Source organism: Vreelandella neptunia (assembly GCF_000712975.1).
GTDB classification, from domain to species: Bacteria; Pseudomonadota; Gammaproteobacteria; order Pseudomonadales; family Halomonadaceae; genus Vreelandella; species Vreelandella qaidamensis.
This window is the reverse complement of record NZ_JHQL01000001.1, coordinates 123,361-145,293: the sequence shown is the minus strand read 5'-3', so window position 1 is coordinate 145,293 and position 21,933 is coordinate 123,361. Positions and strand designations below refer to the sequence as shown.

Annotated in this window: 20 protein-coding genes and 1 riboswitch; of the genes, 8 read left to right on the top strand and 12 right to left on the bottom strand. The window is 54.4% G+C overall.

Translation table 11 applies throughout. The annotated features are described in order from the left end of the window. Nucleotides 1-19 precede the first annotated feature (19 nt). Nucleotides 20-248, bottom strand: a riboswitch (cobalamin riboswitch). Nucleotides 249-281: 33 nt separating this feature from the next. Genes CR46_RS0100620 through cobT form a run of 8 tightly spaced genes read right to left on the bottom strand, consistent with a single transcriptional unit; the run spans nt 282 to nt 6,399 of the window. Then, entirely contained in the window at nt 282-713 is a 432-nt protein-coding gene (locus tag CR46_RS0100620) for a bifunctional adenosylcobinamide kinase/adenosylcobinamide-phosphate guanylyltransferase (protein ID WP_030069086.1), read from the bottom strand. Further along, nucleotides 665-1,318 (bottom strand): histidine phosphatase family protein, encoded by a 654-nt coding sequence (locus CR46_RS0100615; protein WP_030069084.1) that lies wholly within the window; start codon nt 1,316-1,318, stop codon nt 665-667. Before CR46_RS0100615 ends, CR46_RS0100620 begins: the two co-directional genes overlap by 49 nt. Next, nucleotides 1,255-2,031: an adenosylcobinamide-GDP ribazoletransferase gene (gene cobS, locus CR46_RS0100610; RefSeq protein WP_030069081.1), complete on the bottom strand. Its 777-nt coding sequence runs from the start codon at nt 2,029-2,031 to the stop codon at nt 1,255-1,257. The genes CR46_RS0100615 and cobS overlap by 64 nt, the downstream gene beginning before the upstream one ends. Then, nucleotides 2,028-2,561, bottom strand: coding sequence for a bifunctional adenosylcobinamide kinase/adenosylcobinamide-phosphate guanylyltransferase (locus tag CR46_RS0100605; RefSeq protein ID WP_030069079.1), 534 nt, complete (start codon nt 2,559-2,561; stop codon nt 2,028-2,030). Before CR46_RS0100605 ends, cobS begins: the two co-directional genes overlap by 4 nt. After that, nucleotides 2,545-3,660, bottom strand: a complete 1,116-nt coding sequence (cobD, locus tag CR46_RS0100600; protein ID WP_030069077.1) for a threonine-phosphate decarboxylase CobD — start codon at nt 3,658-3,660, stop codon at nt 2,545-2,547. Before cobD ends, CR46_RS0100605 begins: the two co-directional genes overlap by 17 nt. Beyond that, entirely contained in the window at nt 3,657-4,646 is a 990-nt protein-coding gene (gene cbiB, locus CR46_RS0100595) for an adenosylcobinamide-phosphate synthase CbiB (protein ID WP_030069075.1), read from the bottom strand. The genes cobD and cbiB overlap by 4 nt, the downstream gene beginning before the upstream one ends. Continuing rightward, nucleotides 4,634-5,353, bottom strand: a complete 720-nt coding sequence (locus CR46_RS0100590) for an adenosylcobinamide amidohydrolase (protein WP_030069073.1) — start codon at nt 5,351-5,353, stop codon at nt 4,634-4,636. Before CR46_RS0100590 ends, cbiB begins: the two co-directional genes overlap by 13 nt. Next, nucleotides 5,350-6,399, bottom strand: a complete 1,050-nt coding sequence (cobT, locus tag CR46_RS0100585) for a nicotinate-nucleotide--dimethylbenzimidazole phosphoribosyltransferase (RefSeq protein WP_030069071.1) — start codon at nt 6,397-6,399, stop codon at nt 5,350-5,352. Before cobT ends, CR46_RS0100590 begins: the two co-directional genes overlap by 4 nt. Nucleotides 6,400-6,692: 293 nt before the next feature. On the opposite strand from cobT, the gene edd reads away from it, so the two are divergent. From edd to CR46_RS0100565, 4 genes are read left to right on the top strand one after another with little or no spacing between them, the layout of a single operon-like run. Next, the gene (edd, locus tag CR46_RS0100580; protein WP_030069069.1) at nt 6,693-8,582 is read left to right on the top strand and encodes a phosphogluconate dehydratase; all 1,890 of its coding nucleotides are present in this window, start codon (nt 6,693-6,695) and stop codon (nt 8,580-8,582) included. Then, complete coding sequence (gene glk, locus CR46_RS0100575; protein WP_030069068.1) at nt 8,582-9,547, top strand: glucokinase; 966 nt, start codon at nt 8,582-8,584, stop codon at nt 9,545-9,547. Before edd ends, glk begins: the two co-directional genes overlap by 1 nt. A 16-nt stretch (nt 9,548-9,563) precedes the next feature. Continuing rightward, nucleotides 9,564-10,433 carry an aldo/keto reductase gene (locus CR46_RS0100570; protein WP_030069067.1) on the top strand — a complete coding sequence of 290 codons (870 nt, stop codon included), beginning with the start codon at nt 9,564-9,566 and terminating at the stop codon, nt 10,431-10,433. Nucleotides 10,434-10,473: 40 nt separating this feature from the next. Continuing rightward, nucleotides 10,474-11,433: a carbohydrate kinase family protein gene (locus CR46_RS0100565; RefSeq protein WP_030069066.1), complete on the top strand. Its 960-nt coding sequence runs from the start codon at nt 10,474-10,476 to the stop codon at nt 11,431-11,433. 156 nt (nt 11,434-11,589) lie between these two features. Here the strand turns inward: CR46_RS0100565 and CR46_RS0100560 are convergent, their stop codons facing one another. From CR46_RS0100560 to zwf, 4 genes are all read right to left on the bottom strand, one after another. Then, the gene (locus CR46_RS0100560; protein ID WP_232222323.1) at nt 11,590-13,086 is read right to left on the bottom strand and encodes a glycoside hydrolase family 32 protein; all 1,497 of its coding nucleotides are present in this window, start codon (nt 13,084-13,086) and stop codon (nt 11,590-11,592) included. Nucleotides 13,087-13,276: 190 nt separating this feature from the next. Next, nucleotides 13,277-13,939: a bifunctional 4-hydroxy-2-oxoglutarate aldolase/2-dehydro-3-deoxy-phosphogluconate aldolase gene (locus tag CR46_RS0100555; RefSeq protein WP_030069062.1), complete on the bottom strand. Its 663-nt coding sequence runs from the start codon at nt 13,937-13,939 to the stop codon at nt 13,277-13,279. Between the two features lie 57 nt (nt 13,940-13,996). Next, nucleotides 13,997-14,662 (bottom strand): 6-phosphogluconolactonase, encoded by a 666-nt coding sequence (gene pgl, locus CR46_RS0100550; RefSeq protein ID WP_030069060.1) that lies wholly within the window; start codon nt 14,660-14,662, stop codon nt 13,997-13,999. A 1-nt stretch (nt 14,663) separates the two neighbouring features. Further along, complete coding sequence (zwf, locus tag CR46_RS0100545; protein ID WP_030069058.1) at nt 14,664-16,157, bottom strand: glucose-6-phosphate dehydrogenase; 1,494 nt, start codon at nt 16,155-16,157, stop codon at nt 14,664-14,666. 360 nt (nt 16,158-16,517) lie between these two features. On the opposite strand from zwf, the gene malE reads away from it, so the two are divergent. From malE to CR46_RS0100525, 4 genes are all read left to right on the top strand, one after another. Continuing rightward, nucleotides 16,518-17,705: a maltose/maltodextrin ABC transporter substrate-binding protein MalE gene (gene malE, locus CR46_RS0100540; protein ID WP_030069055.1), complete on the top strand. Its 1,188-nt coding sequence runs from the start codon at nt 16,518-16,520 to the stop codon at nt 17,703-17,705. A gap of 59 nt (nt 17,706-17,764) precedes the next feature. Continuing rightward, a complete protein-coding gene (malF, locus tag CR46_RS0100535) occupies nt 17,765-19,333 on the top strand; it encodes a maltose ABC transporter permease MalF (protein WP_030069053.1) in 1,569 nt (522 codons plus the stop codon). Between the two features lie 10 nt (nt 19,334-19,343). Continuing rightward, the gene (gene malG / locus CR46_RS0100530) at nt 19,344-20,234 is read left to right on the top strand and encodes a maltose ABC transporter permease MalG (RefSeq protein ID WP_030069051.1); all 891 of its coding nucleotides are present in this window, start codon (nt 19,344-19,346) and stop codon (nt 20,232-20,234) included. A 202-nt stretch (nt 20,235-20,436) separates the two neighbouring features. Continuing rightward, nucleotides 20,437-21,924 carry a TrkH family potassium uptake protein gene (locus CR46_RS0100525; protein ID WP_030069048.1) on the top strand — a complete coding sequence of 496 codons (1,488 nt, stop codon included), beginning with the start codon at nt 20,437-20,439 and terminating at the stop codon, nt 21,922-21,924. Nucleotides 21,925-21,933: the final 9 nt, after the last annotated feature.

Below are 21,933 nucleotides of genomic sequence, written 5' to 3'. Positions count from 1 at the left end.
TCGGTATAGTGTGGTTCTTTAGAACCATGTCTCTTAGGCCGGTCTCCGGGCTGACGAGCGAAAGGCGGATAACAGCACCTATCCTTTCCGAACGACCACCTTCCCATGCGTTAGCACAGTGGCGTCTTTAGCCGTTCTTATCTCGATCACCGTTGCGGGGGCAGCGTTGGATTCACGCAAGCGTTCACCAACTTCCCGTTTAACTGATGGCGATAATGGCCACCAGCACCTGAGAGTGCGCGTAAACTAGCAATTTGTTGGGGGTTGGTCAATTTAACCGACTAGGGTTTAAGCGCCTGCACCAACCCATGCCGTACATGCCAGACCTGCTCGGATTGGGCGGCGGCATCTTGGCTAAACCAGCCGCTTAAATCGCGCAGGCGACGCTGGTCTCGGGCCATGGGAACAATACCCCGCCCTAACTCGTTCATGATTAGCACCAGCGTCACGCCGTGGGTGTGTGCTGCAGCGTCCAAATTTGCAAGGTCTTGCCGCCACTGATCGCGCGACGCATCGCTGCTTATATCCGAGCTTAGCACTGCCGCTAACCACTCAAACACGCCGTGAAGCACGAGCGGCACATTGGGCTGCATAATGTGACTCACTTCGTGTAAACGTTGCCCTGGGGAAAGCCGCCTCCAAACAGCGCTGGGAAAGCGTGCGTTTACAACGTCGCGCTTACCTGCACAGGCACCGCCGATGAACAGCTGCATTGCCACTCTCCTTTACCCTCTTCACGATTTAGATACGTCAGTTGCCAACGCCGCCCCTGCGCTTGTTGCACGATACCTTCCCAAAAGCCAATGGTTTCAAAGCGACGCCGCAACTCGCGTATTACCCCGCCGTGGGTAACCACCAGCACTTTTTGATAATGGTGCTCGCGGGCATGCGCAGCCACCTGTTCAAGCCAAGCATCTAACCGGTCACGTAGCTGGCCAGACGATTCACCGCCTGGAATTTGCAGCTCCCCCACGCTGTCAATCCAAGCGCGATAATGGGGTAACGCTTTTAGCTCATCGTAGACCTTGCCTTCGTACTCCCCAAAATCCAGCTCCCGTAGCCGTGGCTCCAAATACAGCGGGACGTCCGGCTTTGCCGCCTGCGACCACGCTAGGGTTTGCTGGCAACGGGTTAAATCGCTTGAATAAACAGCGTCAAAGCACTCTTCTGTCAATGCGTCTCGCAATGCCAGCAGCCCCGCTTCCGCGTCAGGAAACAGCAGCGGAATATCGCGCTGCCCTTGGTAGCGGCGCTCTAAATTCCAGGCGGTGATACCGTGGCGAACTGCCACCAACTCCACATTAAGACTAGTAGCCAAAGCTCTCCTCCTTCAATGGTGGCACCTACCATGTCGCCATTGATGCCGTTAAATAGACGCAGCAGTGCCTTTCTGGCAAATGCTACCCACACCACAATGACCAACCCCCAGGCAATCAAACCAGGGAACACCACGACAAGCAGCAACAAAGGCAGCAAGGCATAACCCACATCACGGGGGCTAAGCGACTGCTGCCAACTCCATGCAAGCCCCTTCGATTGGGCACAGGGGGTAAGAACCAGCAGTGCAACCCCTGCAAATCTACCTAATGCAGGCACTGCCAACAGCCACCACAGCGGCGCCTGATACGCCAGCAGTGCCCACAGTAATACGCCCTTCCAAGCCATCAGAAACAGCAGTGCCAGGATGCCGAAACTACCTATCTGAGCGTCTTTCATGATTTCCCAACGCCGCTCAAGAGGTTGGTTACTGCCTAACGCGTCGGCAAGATCCATCACACCATCGAGATGTAACCCCCCTGAAAGCGCGACCCATAAACTAAGCAGTAGCAACGCCGTTATTGGCGTTGGTGCCCCTATGAAATTTAATAGCAGCGCGTTTAACACCAGCACGCTGCCAATTAACAACCCCACCAACGGATAGGCACGGATTGCCCAACGCCGAGTGGCGGGTGTCCATGGGCAGGCAACAGGAAGTGGAATGCGGGTTAGAAACTGCAGCGCGAGCACCAGGCCGAACAGCGCATCTTTCATCGTTTCCACTCCACAGCACAGCCCGCGATGACTTCAAGCACTGAGTCAGCTTGCGCCGCTAACCAACGGTGCAGGCACTGGATAAACTCAACGTAGCGCCAAGTAACGGGCTGATCAGGAATCAACTCTTCGTTGAGATCGTTCGATACAATCACCAATGTCAGCCCCCGTTCTTGTGCATCACGCAGGCAGCGATCAAGCAGCGCCAGGCCTTGCTCATCACTGAATTCTTCATTTGGCTCAGCGCCAAACAGCACTTGCCCAGCCCACAGGGTTAAACAGTCGAGTAGTACCGCGTGGTGATCGGGTACTTGGGCAATGGCTTGGTCAATCGCAAGGGGAGCTTCTAGTGTCACCCATTGGCCTTCCCGGCGTGCCTGATGGCGCGATACGCGGTCGGCCATTTCTGCATCGTCAACAGTGGCGGTGGCAATGTAATAGCAGTTGGCGTCACCCGCCGCGCTGAGCACACGCTGCTCCGCTACTTGGCTTTTTCCAGAACGAGCCCCCCCACTAACAAAGACAATCATGCAATACCTTTAGCAACCGGTTATTTGCCGACTCATCACGCAGTGCCAAGCGCAGCCAGCTGCCCTCAAGCCCTTTAAAACTATGGGTATGCCTCGCCAGTAGCCCTTTATAAAGCATGCGTTCAAAAAGGGCTGCGCTGGTCACGCCGCGTTCACGCTGTAAAACACCAGGCCGCACTAGGAAAAAGCAGCTATGGCTGGGCACCACCTCAAGCCCTAACGCCACCAACGCCTTGCCCATACGAGGCTGCTCACTGGCAAGCCACTGCTGGGTGAGCCGTGCAAACTCACTATCCGCTAGCAGCGGCGCTACCAGTTCGGCGGCAAGGTGGTTCACACTCCAGGGCGGCTGGTGGTGGCTCATGGTGGCTACTATGTTTTCCGAAGCCAGCACATAGCCTAGGCGCACTCCAGGCAAGGTATAAAACTTGGTCATTGAGCGTAGCAGCACTAAGTGACCGTAACGCTTAAGTAGCGGCGTCAGCGCCTCGACACCTATCGATAGATCGATAAACGCCTCATCAACCACTACCTGGGTACCGGTTTCCCGCGTATGCGCTAGCAGTGTCTCTACTGCGTCAATGGGTATCAGCGTGCCTGTTGGGTTATTCGGGCGACACAGAAACACCACGTCAGCGTTTGCCGCTTTCTCTAGCAAGTCCGCCACCTCACCAGCGAAATGCGGCTCGCGCAACACATGCTCGGCCGTTTCAATACGGTGGGCAGAACAGGCTCTGGCATATTCGCCAAAACTGGGAGCCAATAATAGGGCTCGGCCACCGGCATGCAGCGCCGTGGCAAGAAAAATCGCTTCCGCCCCACCATTGGTCAGCAGTACTTGTGCTGGCTGAACACCGTTGTGCGCCGCAATGGCCTGCCGGGCTGACGCGTAGTCTGGCGAGGGGTAGCGGCTAAGCCCGCCAAGTCGAGTTACTAGCCAACTTGCTACCCACTCGGGCGGTCCAAGCGGGTTAAGGTTAGCGCTCACGTCGTCAACCACATGATCGTCAGGTAGCCCAAAACGCTTTAGCAGCGCCGCGGCCTGACCACCATGGCTTGGCCAATCAGCCGCTTCGTGAACAGTGGCTTGACGACTCATAGCCATGAAATCCCCACGCTTAATAAGATCGTTAACACGGCCATTAACAAGAAAAACAGCAACCAAGCGCCGTGCATCAATTTAATCGTGGCGTTGATATGCGAACACGTCAGCGTTTCCAACGGGGAGCCAAGGGTGGCTCGATGGGATACCGCGCCCTGATAAACATTGGTGCCACCCAACTGCACACCCAACAGATTCGCGACCATGGCCTCTGGCCACCCCGCATTAGGGCTTGGGTGACGGGGCGCTTCGCGGCAGGTGGCCATAATGGCCCGACGCCAATAGTGCGCCGATGATTGCCAACTGATCAACACCCCAGCAGCCCACAAGCATAGCGCGGTCAGCCTTGCGGGAAGCCAGTTAGCGATATCATCGAGTTTCGCCGAGGCATAACCAAAGTCGCTGTAGCGTTCGTTTTGGTAGCCCACCATGGAATCCAGCGTGTTAATCGCTTTGTAAGCCAGCGCCAGCGGCGCACCGCCTATCACAGCAAAAAATAGCGGCGAGGTGATGCCGTCTACCGTGTTTTCTGCAATGGTTTCCACCGCGCCACGGGTAATGCCTGCTTCATCCAGTTGCTCGGTATCACGCCCCACCACCATAGAAAGCGCCTTTCGCGCCGATGCAAAATCACCGTTAGCCAGCGGCACAGCAATGGCACGTCCCGCTTCCGCCAAACCTTTTATGGCCAGCGTTGTCGCCAGCAGCCATAGCTCGGCAGCTAGCCCAAGCCAAGGGTGTACCCACGTCAGTAGTGCCAAACCTAGCCAAGCAAAACTAAACGTGCCCAGCACAATGGTTGCAGTGAGCATAAAGCCCAAGCGCCGACGGCGTTTTTCACTTCCCTGGTTCCAGCGCTGCTCAAGTGCGCTGATGGTGCGTCCAATAATGACCACGGGGTGCGGCAGCGAACGGGGGTCACCAACGATCAAATCAATCACAATCGCCATCGCTACTAAACCAACAGACGCTAACCCCAGCATGGTGAAGCCTGTTGCGATTTCGTCAGCGACCCCAACGTCGCCTGATACACCGCTTGTCCTATCGCCCGCCCAATCGCCGTGCCAGAGCCTGCATAAGGTGTTGGATCGCCACGCTGGGTAGCGGCGATAGACAGGCTGTCGGTTGATGTGCCGGTAGCGGGCGTTTCGCTGAATGGATCGTTAACACCCATTTCTCTCAATGCTTGAACTTTCGCTTCCGTTGCTGATAGAGACGCATTAACCAGCGCGCCATCGGTCAAATGGGCATCTAAAAAAAGAAATGTGTTAATTGTGCCTACCCTGGGTGTGCTTCTCAGCATTAAGCGAGGATCTGCGTCACTTGAAACGCTAATATCAACCGCGTTGCCAACACCTGCCGTCACCAACGCCAGCACACCATTGGTTGTTGCAGCCAATGGTACGCTGAAGGCACATGCACTGTGCAGGCGCACTGCAGTCATCATCGCAACAGCGGATAGCGGTAGTCGCTGATCTGCTAGCCAACGTAGCAGGTCGTCTTTTGGGTGATGGCCGTCGTAATCTTTATCGACGTGAAAATTTGCGAAGTGTTGGCAATGCCCAAACCCGCCTCCCACAAGCGCGCTACTTAGGGTGTACAGTGGCTCAGCGGCCGACACCACCAAGCAGTGTTCACTTTGCGACCACGTTAGCGGCTGGCTAAATGTAAGCGTTTCTAGCTCGCTCATGGGGCAGCATTGTCACTAATGCCCGCATCGGCAAAGGTAGCCATTTCACTGAGCATCGCGGCGGCGGCCTGTAATAAAGGAAACGCCAACGCCGCGCCACTGCCTTCCCCCAGGCGCATCCCCAAAGAGAGCAATGGCGTTGCATCAAGCGCCTCAAGGGCCGTGGCATGACCAGGCTCTTCAGAACGATGTCCAAAAATCAAATAACCGCGCACCGCTGGACATAAACGGCAGGCCGTCAGGGCAGCAACCGTGGCGATAAAGCCATCCACAATGGCTGGCAAGCGATTGGCCGCCGTGGCTAGATAAGCGCCTGCCATAGCAGCAATCTCTAACCCGCCTAGCTTGCTTAACACCTCTATGGGGTCTTCGGTATTGGCTTGGCGTGCGCTTAGCGCCCGCTCAATCACCGCTACTTTATGAGCCTGCTGGACGCTACTAATACCGGTGCCAGCGCCCACCAACTGAGCCACTGGCTTACCGGTCAGCGCCGCCAGCATGGCGCTGCTTGCGGTGGTATTCGCAATGCCCATTTCACCAACAATAATGCATTTCGCTCCCGCCTGAACAGCGCGCTCAACGGCTTCGCCGCCTACCTGTAACGCAGCGAGTGCTTCGTCACGGCTCATGGCATCTTCAAGCACCATATTGGCGGTGCCCGCGCGCACTTTGGCATCCGTAATACTCGGCATTGCTAGGTGTGAAGCAACGCCAACATCCACCACCTCAACCTGGGCGCCAATTTGTCTGGCGAAGGCGTTAATCGCCGCGCCACCACGGACAAAGTTAGCCACCATTTGAGCCGTCACTTCTTGTGGGAAGGCCGACACTCCCTCTTCAGCAATACCATGATCAGCAGCAAAGACAATAATCGCCGGTGGCGTGATGATTGGTTTACATTCACCAGTGATCTCACTAAGCGTAACGGCCAATGTTTCTAACTGGCCGAGGCTGCCTGGCGGCTTGGTGAGCGTATCAATATAGCGAAGTGTCAATGCGCCAGTGTGACTATCAAGTGGCGTGACGTGGTTAACGACGGGATGCATAGCGGCTCCAGGGCAGCAATCAAATTCATTTTGCGCAAGATGGTAGCAAAAGCGCGGCTGCTATACTTGCGCTTTAAGACACTTCAGCACGCAACCACCCCATTAGGGGCCGAACTGCTCTGTTAGCTGTAAGGTTCATAAAAGCATCATCATTTACGACGATAGTAGTTATCAACTAGGGGTAATAAAACTACAAATATGGTTTTTATTGCCGTAAAGTCTCTTATATCGACACAAAAAGATGTAAAATAACTACAAACTTGACTCACCGTCTCTACCATGCAGAGGTCTCTATGCCGAGCTCAACACCCGCTACTTTAAATTCTACCGTTGCTGAGGTTACCCAACGCATTCGTGAGCGCTCTGCTGAGCGGCGTGCTCTCTATGAGCAACGCATGGCGGACCAGCATAAGCGTGGTGTGCATCGTGCAGAGCTATCCTGCGGTAACCTAGCCCACGGCTTTGCCGCCTGCAGCCCTCAAGAGAAAGACTCCCTGAAGCTAATGAACAGCGCCAACTTAGGGATCATCTCTTCTTATAACGATATGCTGTCGGCCCATCAGCCGTTTGAAACCTTTCCGGAAACCATCAAAGCCGCTGCCAGCGCCATGGGGTCAACCGCCCAGTTTGCCGGTGGTGTGCCCGCCATGTGTGACGGGGTGACCCAAGGGCAACCGGGCATGGAACTGTCGCTGTTTTCTCGCGACGTGATTGCAATGGCGGCCGCCGTTGGGCTTTCACACAACATGTTTGATGCTGCCCTTTACCTGGGCGTGTGCGACAAGATTATCCCTGGCCTGTTTATCGCTGCGGCGCGCTTTGGTCATTTACCTGCCATGTTCGTACCGGCTGGCCCGATGCCCAGCGGCTTGCCGAACAAAGAGAAAGCACGCATCCGCCAGCTATACGCAGAAGGCAAAGTAGGCCGCGACGCGCTGCTGCAAGCGGAGTCTGACTCTTATCACAGCCCTGGCACCTGCACCTTCTACGGCACTGCCAACTCGAATCAGCTGATGATGGAAGTAATGGGCCTTCACCTGCCGGGCACTTCGTTTGTGAATCCAGGCACGGAAATGCGTGAAGCCCTGACCCGCTACGCAACCGAACAGGCGATTCGCAACACTGAACCTGGCGGTGACTACCGCCCTTTCTATAAGCAGATTGATGAGCGCGCCATCGTCAACGCGGTAGTCGGTTTGTTGGCATCTGGCGGATCGACCAACCATACGATGCATTTGATTGCCATGGCCGCTGCGGCAGGCATTACGCTGAACTGGGATGACTTCACCGACCTTTCCGCTGTAACGCCCAGCCTGATGCAGGTATACCCTAACGGCCAAGCGGACATTAACCACTTTCAGGCGGCAGGCGGCATGAGCTACCTGTTCCGCGAACTGCTCGGCGCGGGCTTACTGCACGGCGATATCCCCACGGTGTTCGGCACTGACTTGACCGCCTATACCCAAGAGCCGTTCTTGGAAAATGGCAAGGTAGTTTGGCACGAAGGTCCGGAAAGCAGCTTAGACGAAGACGTCTTACGCCCAGTGGCTAACCCCTTCGCAGCTACCGGCGGCCTGACCGTAATGAAAGGCAACCTGGGACGCGGCGTGATCAAAGTATCCGCCGTTGCAGACGAACACCGCGTGGTAGAAGCACCGGTGAAAATCTTCGAAGACCAGAATGAAATGAAGGCGGCGTTTGAGTCTGGAGACTTAGATCGCGATGTCATCGTGGTGGTGCGCTTCCAAGGGCCAAAAGCCAACGGCATGCCGGAACTACACAAACTGACGCCGTTCCTAGGCGTACTGCAGGACCGTGGTTTCAAGGTGGCACTGGTGACCGATGGCCGTATGTCTGGCGCGTCCGGTAAAGTGCCCGCTGCGATTCATATTAGCCCAGAAGCACTGGACGGCGGCCCGCTATCGAAACTGCGCGACGGCGACATTGTGCGCCTGGACGCCAACGCAGGTACGCTGGAAGCCAAAGTAGAGGCGGCTACCTGGGCAGATCGCGAGCGCGTAGTGGCGAATTTGGATCACTATCACGTTGGCCTGGGCCGCGAACTGTTTAGCGGCTTCCGCCACCTGGCCATGCGGGGTGAAGAAGGTGCAGGCTCACTGGGCGGCTTTGAAGCCGACGATCTCGCTCGTCAACAGGGCCAGATTCTTCAAGAGGATGCCTGATGCGACCGGCCTTAATTGGTGATATTGGCGGTACCAATGCACGCCTGGCGCTCGTAACGCCAGGTGGGGTAACGCCCCACGATATTATTAATCTTCCCTGCGCGGACTACCCTGGGGTTATCGATGCGATTCAGGACTATCTGGAGCGCGTGGGAGCTACCGGTGACAATGCACCAATGGAAGCCTGTTTGGCGTTTGCCTGTCCGGTTCACGCCGAGCGCGTCAAGATGACCAATAATCACTGGGATTTTATGAAAAGCGATGTTCAGCAGACGCTGAACTTATCGCTATTCAAAGTGATTAATGACTTTACTGCCCAGGCGTTGGGCGTGCCCCATGTGGACACCGACAATCTGGTGGAAGTACAAGCAGGTGTGGCCCAGTCTCACTCTACCCGCTTGGTAATTGGCCCCGGCACAGGTCTGGGCGTTGCTGGTGTTTTTCCCGGCCAGCATGCTTGGATACCGCTTCCCACCGAGGGCGGCCACGTTACGTTTGCTCCCACCGACACCACCGAGCGAGCGCTGCTGGATGTTTTTCTACAGCGTTACCAACGGGTCAGCGTGGAGCGCATTTTATGCGGCCAGGGCCTATTGGAACTGTACCAAGCCCATTGTGCGCTGAAGGAGCAAACGCCTAGCTGCACGACGCCAGCCGAGGTTACCCAAGCCGCCAACCAGGGTGACCCTACCGCCACCGCCACCCTGTTACGCTTTTTAAAAATTCTCGGTGATGTATGCGGCGACGCGACCCTAACAATGGGAGCCAGGGGCGGCGTTTATCTATGCGGCGGAATTTTACCACGCCTGCTGGAGTGGCTACCCAAATCCGAGCTGCGTGATAGCTTTGTGAACAAAGGCCGGATGGGCGCCTATAACGCCGATATTCCCGTGTGGATTGTTACTCACCCGTGGACAGGGCTACTCGGAGCCGCTGAAGCGCTGCATAACGAAGAAGTCTTTTAACTTATTAGGGATGACCATGCCTGCTCACACTTTCGATGCGCCCTTTGTTCTCGGCATGATGCGCCTGCATGAAGCACCAGAGATGCACCAGGCGAATCATCTTGCCGACTGGATCGAAGCCCGTATCGAGCAGGGGTTGCACTGGTTCGACCATGCCGACATTTATGGCAGCGGTGCTTGCGAGACACTATTTGGTCAAGCGCTGCGCACGCGCCCTGGGTTAGCGAAACGACTTAAGGTGGTGACCAAAGCGAGCATCGCCAACGATAACCCAGCCCACGGCTCTGGCAAGATAAAGCACTATAACGCCAGCCCTGCCTATTTGAATAAGGCGATTGATGCCGCACTGGGTCGCTTGGGCATCGAGCGCATCGAGCATTTTTTAATTCATCGCCCCGACCTATTAATGAACGCAGAAGCGACTGGCCGTGCCCTGGATGACGCTATCGATGCAGGTAAAATTGGCGCTGCGGGTATTTCGAACCATTTGCCAAGCCAGTGGCGTAGGCTGCAAAACGCTATGCACCATCCTTTACGCGCCAACCAAATCGAACTTTCTATTAGCCATAACGCACCGCTGTTTGACGGCAGTTTTGATGATCTTTGCGCCGACGGCCATTCGCCGATGGCGTGGTCACCGCTCGCGGGCGGCACACTCATGCAAGGCGACGTCGGTAACGTGCTTAACCGCGTCGCCCAAGAGCAAAACTGCACCCCTAACGCATTAGCGCTGGCTTGGTTGCGGTCACTGCCTAGCCGGCCGGCTCCCGTTGTGGGCAGTGTAAAACCTGAGCGTATTGCTGACATGCTCAACGGGCCTGAGATGCTTTCAAGAGAGACGTGGTACGAGCTGTTAGAGGCCGCGCGAGGCCACTGCGTCGCGTAATCCCTTCATCAATTAATAATATAATGACAAGGAATGACTTATGACGCCGGTGATTGCTTTTGGTGAAGCCTTGGTTGATATGCTGTCCAGCCGCTTAGGCGATGACACTGGCCAGGAAACCTTCACGCCATACGCGGGGGGCGCGCCTGCTAACGTCGCGGTTGCCTGCGCGCGACTTAACGTACCCAGCCAGTTTTTAGGCATGGTGGGTGACGATACGTTTGGCCACTTCCTGATTCGTGAGCTGAAAAGCCATGGGGTAGATACCCAGGGCGTGGTGCTGACCAAAGAAGCACGTACTGCGCTGGCGTTTGTTTCCCGGGATAGCAGCGGCGAGCGCACCTTTGATTTTTATCGCCCACCGGCGGCCGACCTGCTCTATCGCCTAGAGCACCTGCCCCAGGGCGTGTTTGAACAACCGGCGATTGTTCACTTGTGCAGCAACAGTTTGACTGACCCCGAGATTGCCGATACCACCTTAGCGATTGCCGCTATGGCGAAGCGCGCAGGCTGTTTAGTCAGCGTGGATGCCAACCTCCGTCATAATTTGTGGGCTGAAGGGTCAGCGGATGTGTGGCGGGTAACCGAGCTATTGGATTGCGCCGATCTCGTTAAAGTCTCACTGGAGGAGCTTGATTATCTTCGTGGCGGGCATTCTCAAGAAGCGTGGTTATCTCAGCGGCTCGCCGCCGGGGTAAAGGTCATTTTAATCACCGACGGCCCTAACAACGTGGTGCTGAAAGGTGTTGGCCTTGACCACACCATCACGCCGCCCCAGGTAACCGCTGTTGACACAACCGCTGGCGGTGATGCGTTTATTGGCGGCCTGCTGGCTGAGTTATCACGGCACGGCATAGATGAGAACTGGTACCAGGACAGTGCCTTTTTAACCCGCGCGGTGGAGATTGCCTGCCGCTGTGGCGCTCACGCAGTGACCCGCCCAGGCGCTTACGCCGCACTGCCGACCCATAGTGATATTGAAGCGCTAAGAAATACGTAACGTCTGTGAAATACATAACGCCTGTAGCAAAAAAGGGCGTGCAACAGCACGCCCTTAATCACGCATCTTACTTACACGCTAAATCCCACTTACACGCTAAAACCCATTTACACTCTACATCCTACTAGCGCGCTAATTAGTACAAGAACTGGCTACCTACTCTTGCGCTACCGCTTCTTTACTCGATACCACACTGCCCTCCAGCAAGCTTATACTGCCTTCCAAGACACTCACATCAACCGAGCCTTTGGCTTGTGTAAAGCTAACCTGGGAAATCGCTCGTTGCTGCGTCGCGCCGTTAACCAGGATCTCCAGCGAGCCATGATCACACCACCACTCTACTTTGATCGTTAAACCATCAACGCTGCCCGCTGCATGGTCACAGGCGAAATGGTCATCGAAAGCTGCTTGTCCATTCACGCCGTTACGCGTGTAACGAAGTGCAACGTCCTCCTCTCCCGCGTCAAGAGTAAGCTGTTGATGATCTCCCTGCTGAAGCGACAGCACTACTCGGCTGCCAGCCGCTAAGGTCAGTTCAAGCAAACCACGACTTACCGATGGCAACGAGGTTAAGACGCTATATTGCCCAACATCCAACATCGCCTGTGGTGGCATAGACTGCGGTACAGCTGTCAGCGCCTCATGGCACTCGCTGGCGATACGCTGGCAAAGCCGAATGCCGCTCGATGTCGCGCGCAGGGTTAGCTCTCTGGGTAGGCTCATCATTCCCCGCCAGCCGGCTTCAGGCGCATGATTGGCATACTGCCAATTATTCAGCCAAGCCACGGCTAAACGACGCCCCGAAGTATTCGACCAGCTCTGCACGGCGTAAAAATCACGCCCTTCATCCATCATCATGACGTCATCAGGCGAGTGGTCGTTCGTAAAACGCTGGCCGTCGAACTCCCCCACGAAATAGTGCGTGAATGAGCCAAAGGCATTATCTGGCGTAGCACCAATGCCCACGATTAACACCCACCGGCTAGTCGCCTGGCCGTTTTTAGCGCCCTCTACAGGCAGTTCGAACAAATCGGGGCACTCCCATGGGTGCTGAGTATGCGCCCCATGGTCCTCGCCAAACGCACTGGCAAACTGCCAGTCCAACAGATTTTCCGAGGTGTAAAAATGAATTTCCTGCCCACAGGCCAGCGCCATTACCCAACGCTGGGTAGCGGCATGCCACACCACCTTTGGGTCGCGAAAATCTTTAAATCCTGGCGCGGGTAGCACAGGGTTGCTTGCATAACGCTGCCAGGTACGCCCCTTGTCGCGGCTATAAGCCAAACACTGTGACTGCTCATAATCTTCAGGGTCATCAGAAAGCACTCGGTGACAGGTATAAAACGCCAGCAGCCCCGGCTGGCCGTCAAACAGCCCCGTCACATCATGTTCATCCACAATGGCACTGCCTGAAAAACACGCCCCTTGGGCGTCTGGCGCCAGTGCAATAGGCAAGTGTTCCCAGCGGCAAAGATCTGTGCTTACCGCATGCCCCCAGTGCATGGGCCCCCATACCGTGTCATGGGGGTGGTATTGATAAAAAAGGTGATACTCCCCCTCGAAATATACGAGTCCGTTGGGGTCATTCATCCACCCCATCGGCGGAGTAAAATGCAGCGCTGGCCTGAGAGGAGAAAATTCGACGAGACTCACTGTTAAAAACCTTTACTTAATCGATTAAGTTGAGGCTATCACGCTTTGCTCCTTATTGCCCTACACCGTTAGGTGAAACGCATAAAAAAGCCCGAGCATGGCAATATGCTCGGGCAAATGACTTGCGCACACGACCCGATATCAGCGTGGCAAGTAACGAGAGTGCTCGTGTCGATTTACATCGTATTCATTAGTGGTGAAAACGCTCAGCGGCCTGACGGGCCAATTCGCGAATACCGTCCCAATCTTCCGCTTCTACCATGGCTTTTGGCGTTAACCAGGAACCGCCGACACACATCACGTTAGGCAGTGAGAGATAGGTGTCAGCGTTATCGACCGTGATACCGCCGGTTGGGCAAAAACGTGCTTCGGGAATCGGTGCACCAAAGGCTTTAATGGCTTTTGCGCCGCCGCTGGACTCCGCCGGGAAGAACTTGAAGCGGCGATAGCCATACTGCCAGCCAGTCATTAGCTCTGAGATCGTTGACACACCGGGCAACATCGGCACCGGGCTCTCTACGCCGTAGCGATAAAGTGCCTCTGTCGCACCAGGCGTTACCACAAAATCTGCACCTACCTGCTCAGCTTGGCGGTATTGCGCGGGTGTTAACACGGTTCCTACACCAATGCTGGCACCCGGCAGCGCTTCACGCATACGTTTGACGGCCTCCAGTGCGCAGTCGGTACGTAAAGTAATTTCCAATACCGTTAAACCGCCTTCGACTAAGGCACGACCCAGCGGTACCGCATCTTCAAGACGCTCAATGGTAATAACCGGAATGACCTCAGCTTTTAAGCAAATGCTATCAAGCTCGGCGGTGCGCGTTGAGGGTAGCTGTTTATCGATTGTCATCAGTGAGTCTCCAAGCAATTTTTACTGGCAAACGTTTTATTGGCGAAAGCCTAGGCGTTACGGCGCCCAATAGATCGCTAACGGGCAAGATAAAAACGCGCGAATAGGCAGCTTACGAACGTCATCTCCGTTCATGGCGTTTGCCAATACGCTGCGCTTATCATCGCCGGTAATATGCAAAATATGGCGATGCGCCTGATGAAGGCGACCTGCCGAGAAAGTGATACGCGGCTGCGGCTGACTGGGCGTGCGTACCGCGACAAGCGGCTCATCGGTAGAGAGCGCTAAGCCAAGCTCTAGGCTGTCGGGGAACAGCGACGCCGTATGACCATCGCCCCCCATTCCCAGGATCACCACGCTGGCAGGCCAGGATAGAGACGCCGTACGCTTGGCAACCTCCTCAACCCCCTCTTCAGGCGTTGAGGCATCAGAGGTCAACGGTACAAAGTTGGCGTTCGCGGCCGCTCCTTGGAGCAGGTTCTCGCGCACCAGTTTGGCGTTACTGTCGCTACTTTGTTCATCCACCCAGCGCTCATCGGCCAGGGTAATGTCAATGCGCGACCAAGGCAGCGGCTTAGCTGCCAAGGCTTTAAAAAATGGCACCGGCGTAGAGCCACCCGATACGACTAGTAGCGCACGTTCTTGGCGAGTCAAGTCTTCGGCCAATGCCTGGAATACCGCTTCCGCCAGCTGTTCCGCCAGCGCTTGACGTACGTTGCTCATATTAATAATCCTCGTACCAACTGCGACCATCTTGGGTAATCATGGCGATGGAGGCGACTGGCCCCCAAGAACCTGCCGGATAACGACGCGGCGGCGTGTCACGTTTTTTCCAGCCGTCGATAAGCTGGTCACACCAGCGCCAAGCGTGCTCCACTTCGTCACGGCGCACGAACAGATACTGTTGGCCTTTCATGACTTCCAGTAGCAAGCGCTCATAGGCATCGGGAATACGTGACTTCGGAAATGCGCTGTTAAAGTCCAGGTGCAACGGGCCAGGACGCAGACGCATGCCTTTATCCAAACCGCTGTCTTTGGTGAGTACCTGCAGCGCAATCCCTTCATCCGGCTGCAGGCGAATGATCAGTTTGTTCGAGGCAATTCCCCGCTGATCAGGATCGAAAATATAGTGTGGCTGCTGGCGGAAATGAATCACGATTTGGGACAGTTTTTCGGGCATGCGCTTACCGGTACGCAGGTAAAACGGCACGCCTGCCCAGCGCCAGTTGGAAACCTCAGTTTTCATTGCCACAAAGGTTTCGGTTCGGCTTTCGGTATTCGCACCCTCTTCTTCTAAGTACCCCGGCACCGGCTGGCCATCGTGGGTACCTGCTATATACTGACCACGTACCACGTCACGCCCCAGCGCATCGCCAGTGAAAGGTTTAAGCGCTTTAAGCACTTTTACCTTTTCATCCCGAATAGCATCCGCATCCAGGTTGGAAGGCGGATCCATGGCAATCAAGCAAAGCAGCTGCAGCAAGTGGTTTTGCACCATATCGCGTAGCTGTCCTGCATCATCGAAGTAGCCCCAGCGCCCTTCAATGCCGACCTTTTCTGCGACGGTAATTTCCACATGGGAAATGTGGTTTTGGTTCCATTGCGTCCCAAACAGCGGGTTAGCAAAGCGCAAAGCTATCAGGTTTTGTACCGTTTCTTTACCCAAATAGTGGTCAATACGGTAAATACGTGACTCAGGAAAAACCGCCCCGATCGCATCGTTAACTTCTTGCGATGACACTAGATCGTAGCCAATAGGTTTCTCGACGATTACCCGCGTCTGCTCATCCAGGCTGCCACTCGCCTCAAGATTGCGGCAAATATCACCGTAGATCATTGCGGCAACGGATAAATAAATCACCATGGGTCGATCAGAGCCTTCTCGCCACTGGCGTATTTGCTCAAAACCCTCGGCTTTTTTAAAATCCAGCTGGCAGTAGTCAAGCCGGTTTAGAAAGCGTTCGAGACTCTCTTTATCCTGTTCATCCTTGTTCAGTCGCTTTTGCAGTGCACCATTTACCAATTGTCGAAACGCCGCACTATCATGTTCTTGACGCGCCAGCCCCATAATACGCGTGCTTTCGGGCATCAGGCCTTCACGGTCAAGATGATAAAGCGCAGGAAACAGCTTGCGCATCGCAAGATCGCCCAGCGCCCCAAACAGCGCTAAATCGATAGCGTGATTCTGATCGCCCAGCGGGGAATGTGACTGGCTCATCTCAGCTCCTATTTATAATTAGATGATCTAATGTAGTTAGATTACCTAAAATCTATCTGATAAAGGGCATTATACGCAATATTTGATGTAATTTTACTACAAAAAAGTAACGCTGCCTTCCCATTTGCTTTTTTTACTGCCATTTAGCTCTTTTACTGCGTTATGCCCATACCGCTACCCACTGTTTTACCTCTTTATTGTTACCTTTTATTCCACTCTACGCCCCTTAGATACGCCATCGCTACGCCCCCTGAGGATGAGGTGACATTGCGCGTAATTGGCGACGCTGGCACTGACGAAAGCGCTGCTCATCAAAATGTTCGCAGCACTCTACGACAACAACAATGAGGTATTCACGCTATGGCAATGTATCGACCCATCATGATGCCGCTGCTAGCCGCCACGCTGGCTGCCAGTGCCACCCTGCCCGCCGTTGCCTTTGAGGATGATCGCCTGACTATCTGGATGGGTGATAATAAAGGCCAGGAAGGCATACGCGCAGTTGCCGAGCAGTTTCTTGAAGAAACAGGCATCGAAGTTGAGGTGATCTTTCCCGATAATCTTACCGACCGTTTTCAGCAGGCGGCGGGGAGTGGACAAGGGCCAGACATCGTCATCTGGGCTCACGACCGCATGGGCGAGTGGGCACAAAGCGGCTTATTGAAGCAAGTCGCCCCTAGTGACAGCTTCCGCGAGGCGTTTTACGACTTCACCTGGGAGGCTGCGCTGTGGAATGGCGACACCTACGGCTACCCGATATCGGTAGAGTCATTGGGCCTCATTTATAACAAAGCCCTAGTAGAAACACCGCCAGAAAGTTTTGCCGAACTGATGGAGCTTGACGAAACGCTATCTCAAGACGGCAAAAAGGCCATCTTATTTGATTACAGCGAACCTTATTACGGCTGGACATTGCTTGCAGCCAACGGCGGCTACCCTTTCAAGCAGACTGACAGCGGCTATGATGTCAGCGATATAGGCGTTAACAACGAAGGAGCCCTACAAGGGGCAGAACTGTTGGTTGAGCTGATCGAAAGTGATGTATTACCCCGCGGCACTGATTACAACTTGATGGACACCCGATTTAATCAAGGCGAAGTCGCTACCATGATTAGCGGCCCATGGGCCTGGCCGAACCTTGAGCGTAGCGGAATTGACTACGGCGTCGCACTACTCCCGAAAGTGGGGGATGAACGTGCTAAACCCATGTTTGGCGTGATGACGGCAATGATTAACTCCGCCACACCCAATGATTTTCTCGCCGTGGAGTTTTTAGAAAACTACCTGCTTAGCGAAGAGGGCATGCACACATTCAACAGCGACGGCTCACTGGGAGCGGTCGCCCATATAGATTATCAGGCTGAACTTGCTGATAACCCCAACATTGCCGCGACGCTTGAAAATGCTGAAGTCGGTATGCCCATGCCAAACATTCCTGAAATGGGTGCTTTCTGGGCAGCCATGGAGCCCGCCCTGCAGAACATCGGTAGCGGGCGCCAGACCCCACAAGAAGCGCTGGACGCCGCCGCACGCCGTATGCGCCAGTAGCCTTTTTTTGCCCTTCTGCCCGGTGGCAATCGCCACCGGGCAGCCTGCAGGATATCGTCATGTATACCACTAACGCCTCTCGTGGCCTTCCCCGCCATCGCTCTCGCCATCTCACCGAACGTTACACACGCTGGGCACTTCGCTGCGTTATTGCCACGTTGGTCATCGCGCTTCTTTGGTTAGTGCTTGCTTTTCACCTCAACGGCCAGTGGATGTTCGCGCTGCTCTTTCTAGTGCTGGGCGCCTCACTGGGTGTGGTGTTTACCAAACGCACGCTAATGAGCCACCGCTATATTTTTCCTGCCATAGCGGGGCTTGGTGTATTTGTTATTTTCCCGCTGCTTTACACCATCGGCATTAGCTTTAGTAATTACAGCTCAAGCAACTTGCTATCGGAAGAGCGCGTGCGCGGCCAGCTAATGAGCCAAACCTACCAACAGGAAGGCAACGCGTTTGACCTAACGCTTTACCAAGAAGGTGAGCTTGTCCGCTTATACCTGGAAAACAGTGAGGCAGACACGCCACAGCGCTTCGTTTCCTCACCGCTCAACTTTGACAATCACGAGACCCGTCAAATAGGCATTCAGGCAGTAGACGCTTCACCAGCCCAGGAGCCACTGGGAATGCGCGCTATTATTCAAGCTCGTGATTCTCTGCAAGAACTTAGGCTGCTGACACCTAATGGCGCGGAGCTGCGCATGGCAGGATTACGCCAGTTTGCACCTATGGTGGATCGCTATGAAGCTCGTGAAGATGGCACACTTTATGATCGCCGCGATGACCGCGTTCTTACACCCGACCCCGCTATCGGATTTTTTGTCACTGATAACGGCGAAAGAATCACGCCAGGATGGCCAGTCAATGTAGGGTTTACCAACTACACGAAGATATTCACCGATCCCGACATTCGCGGTCCCTTCATGCAAATTTTTGTGTGGACCTTTGTCTTTGCCGCACTGACGGTGGTCTTCACCCTGGCTGTTGGCTTTGTATTAGCATCACTGTTGCAGTGGGATCAACTGAAAGGCAAAGCCATTTATCGCACGCTGTTAATTCTTCCCTACGCCGTGCCCGCCTTTATCTCCATCCTGATTTTTAAAGGCATGTTTAATCAGCACTTCGGTGAAGTGAATATGATTCTGGACACGCTGTTTGGCGTTCGGCCAGAGTGGTTCACCGACCCGTGGCTGGCGCGTTCCATGCTGCTGATTGTTAATACGTGGCTGGGCTACCCCTATATGCTGCTGCTGTGCATGGGGCTAATCCAAGCCATTCCCCAAGACCTCTACGAAGCCTCGGCGGTAGATGGCGGCGGCCCCATTACCAACCTGTTCAAGATTACCCTGCCGCTGATTATTAAACCGCTAACCCCCCTGTTAATTGCCGCCTTTGCCTTTAACTTCAATAACTTTGTGCTGATTGCGCTATTAACCGGCGGCAACCCTGACATTTTGGGCGCAAGTACGCCAGCAGGCACCACCGATCTTTTGGTCAGCTACACCTACCGCATTGCCTTCCAGGATGCCGGACAGAACTTTGGGCTGGCAGCCGCCATCGCAACGCTTATTTTCCTTTTGGTTGCGGGTATGTCGATGCTTAATTTGCGCCTTTCCAAGGTTAAGGTTTAGGAGGTTACTTATGGCCATGGTTCAACCCCGCTCGGTGGGAGCGCGTCGCTTAGGCGCCCACCTTGCTTTGATCTGCTTTGTTTCGCTAATCGTCTTCCCACTGCTACTGGTGATTTCAATCTCATTTCGCGAGGGTAACTTTGCCTCTGGCAGCTTAATTCCCAACAATTTCTCGTTGGAACACTGGTCACTAGCGCTGGGAATCCCTTGGGAACGCCCGGATGGCAGCATTGTTCAACCGCCCTTTCCCGTGTTGTTGTGGCTGTGGAACTCCATAAAAGTGGCAGTGGTATCTTCCGTGCTGATTTTAATGCTAGCGACGACGAGCGCTTACGCCTTTGCACGCATGCGCTTTAAAGGTAAAGAACCGCTTTTGAAAGGCATGCTGATTTTCCAGATGTTCCCCGCGGTGCTGTCACTGGTGGCGCTCTACGCCCTGTTCGACCGACTGGGACAGTTTGTTGGCTGGTTAGGCATCAACACCCACGGCGCACTGATCGTGGCATCACTGGGCGCGGTCGCGCTGCATATATGGACCATTAAAGGCTACTTTGAGTCGATTGATGGCTCGCTGGAAGAAGCCGCCATGGTCGACGGCGCCAGCACTTGGCAGGCGTTCCGCTACATCCTGCTGCCGCTGTCGATTCCCATTTTGATGGTGGTTTTCATTCTGGCTTTTGTCATGAGCATTATGGAATACCCCATGGCCTCAGTGCTTCTGGTGGATGAGCACAAACTCACTTTGGCGGTCGGCGCCCAGCAATACCTTGCCGACCACAACCAGCGCTGGGGCAACTTTGCCGCTGCCGCGGTGCTTTCCGGCCTGCCCATTACCGTCGCGTTTTTGATCTGTCAGCGCTGGATTATTGGCGGATTAACCGCTGGGGGCGTCAAAGGCTAAATTTCTGGATTTAACTACTCAGTACACCACTCCCGCTTCCTCGCTTGAGCACCTTGCTCGTCACCGGCTCCATTAATGGGGCCGGTTTTTTTCATCACTAAGTTCATCACTTGAGTATTTTTTTAGAGAAATTTTACGGACTTTTTGTGGTTGCCATGGTGTTATATCGCGATAAACATTAGGGCAATTTAAGAGCGGATCTATGACCATCTTTCCCAGCGGGATTTACTATCGAGACGCTTACCGCAATTGGGCGCAAATTTTTAAAATTATGGCAGTGTTATGGTTAGTGCTTGCCATGTTTATGACGCTGCCATGGATTGTTCTGGTTATTGAAAAAGATCCGGACGCCCCCGCGTTTGGGATGTCTCTTTTAATTATTCTGAGCGCCACGCTTATTACTTGGCTGCTCACCCGCCGTGTTTCGCTGGAACTAAAGCCCTGGCAAATGTTTATATTAACGGCTGGCAGCTGGACCAGCATTAGCTGTTTTGCCAGCCTGCCGCTTATCTTAGGTGCGCCCCAACTTAGTGTCACTAATGCAGTCTTTGAGTCCGTCTCGGCGATTACCACCACCGGGTCAACCATATTATCTGGGATCGAAGATTTATCCGACGGTCTAAAACTGTGGCGAGGCTTAATGCAGTGGATGGGCGGTATCGGCATTATCGTCATGGGCATCGCCATTCTGCCGTTTCTTAAAGTAGGCGGCATGCGGCTATTCCACACTGAATCTTCTGACTGGTCCGATAAAGTAATGCCCCGTACGGGCGGCATTGCGAAAGCGACGCTAAGTATCTACGTGGGGCTGACACTAGTAGCGATGCTGAGCTACTGGGCAGGAGGAATGCACCCTCTAGATGCCGTTGTACATGGAATGACATCGCTGGCGACCGGGGGCTTTGCCAACTCTGACGCATCGTTTGGTGCCTACGCTGAGCAGCCGTGGTTGTTGTGGATGGGTAGCTTTTTTATGCTCAGTGGTGCGCTACCGTTTGTCTTGTATATTCGCTTTATTCGCACATCCCGCAGCGCACTTTGGAAAGACCAGCAAGTGCGCGGCTTGTTAAAACTGCTGCTAACAGCGATCTTGATTCTCAGCGCGTGGCGTGTTTTACAAGGCGATGATTGGTTTGTCTCACTCACCCATGTCACGTTTAACGTCATTTCAGTCGTGACCACCACTGGCTATGCATCCGACGACTATACCCTGTGGGGTTCACTACCTATCGCGGCGTTTTTCTATCTTACGTTTATGGGTGGCTGTAGCGGCTCTACTAGCGGCGGTATGAAGATTTTCCGGTTCCAAATCGCTATGCTGATGTTGCGTAATCAGTTGCGTTATCTGATTCATGCCAATGGTGTTTTCACAACGCGCTATAACCAGCAGCCGGTGACTAGCGATATTTCTCGTAGCGTCGTGGCCTTTTCTTTCTTCTTCTTTATTACGATTGCAGTGCTTGCGCTGGGCCTTTCAGCGTTGGGTTTGGACTTAGTCACTGCCCTTTCCGGTGCGGCCACTGCGGTGGCGAATGTAGGCCCTGGTCTCGGTGACACCATTGGCCCGGCAGGTAACTTTGCAACCCTACCCGATGCCGCTAAATGGCTACTGTGCATCGGTATGTTAATGGGTCGCCTGGAAATTTTAACGGTCGTGGTACTGCTCACCCCCATGTTCTGGCGACGCTAACATGCTTAG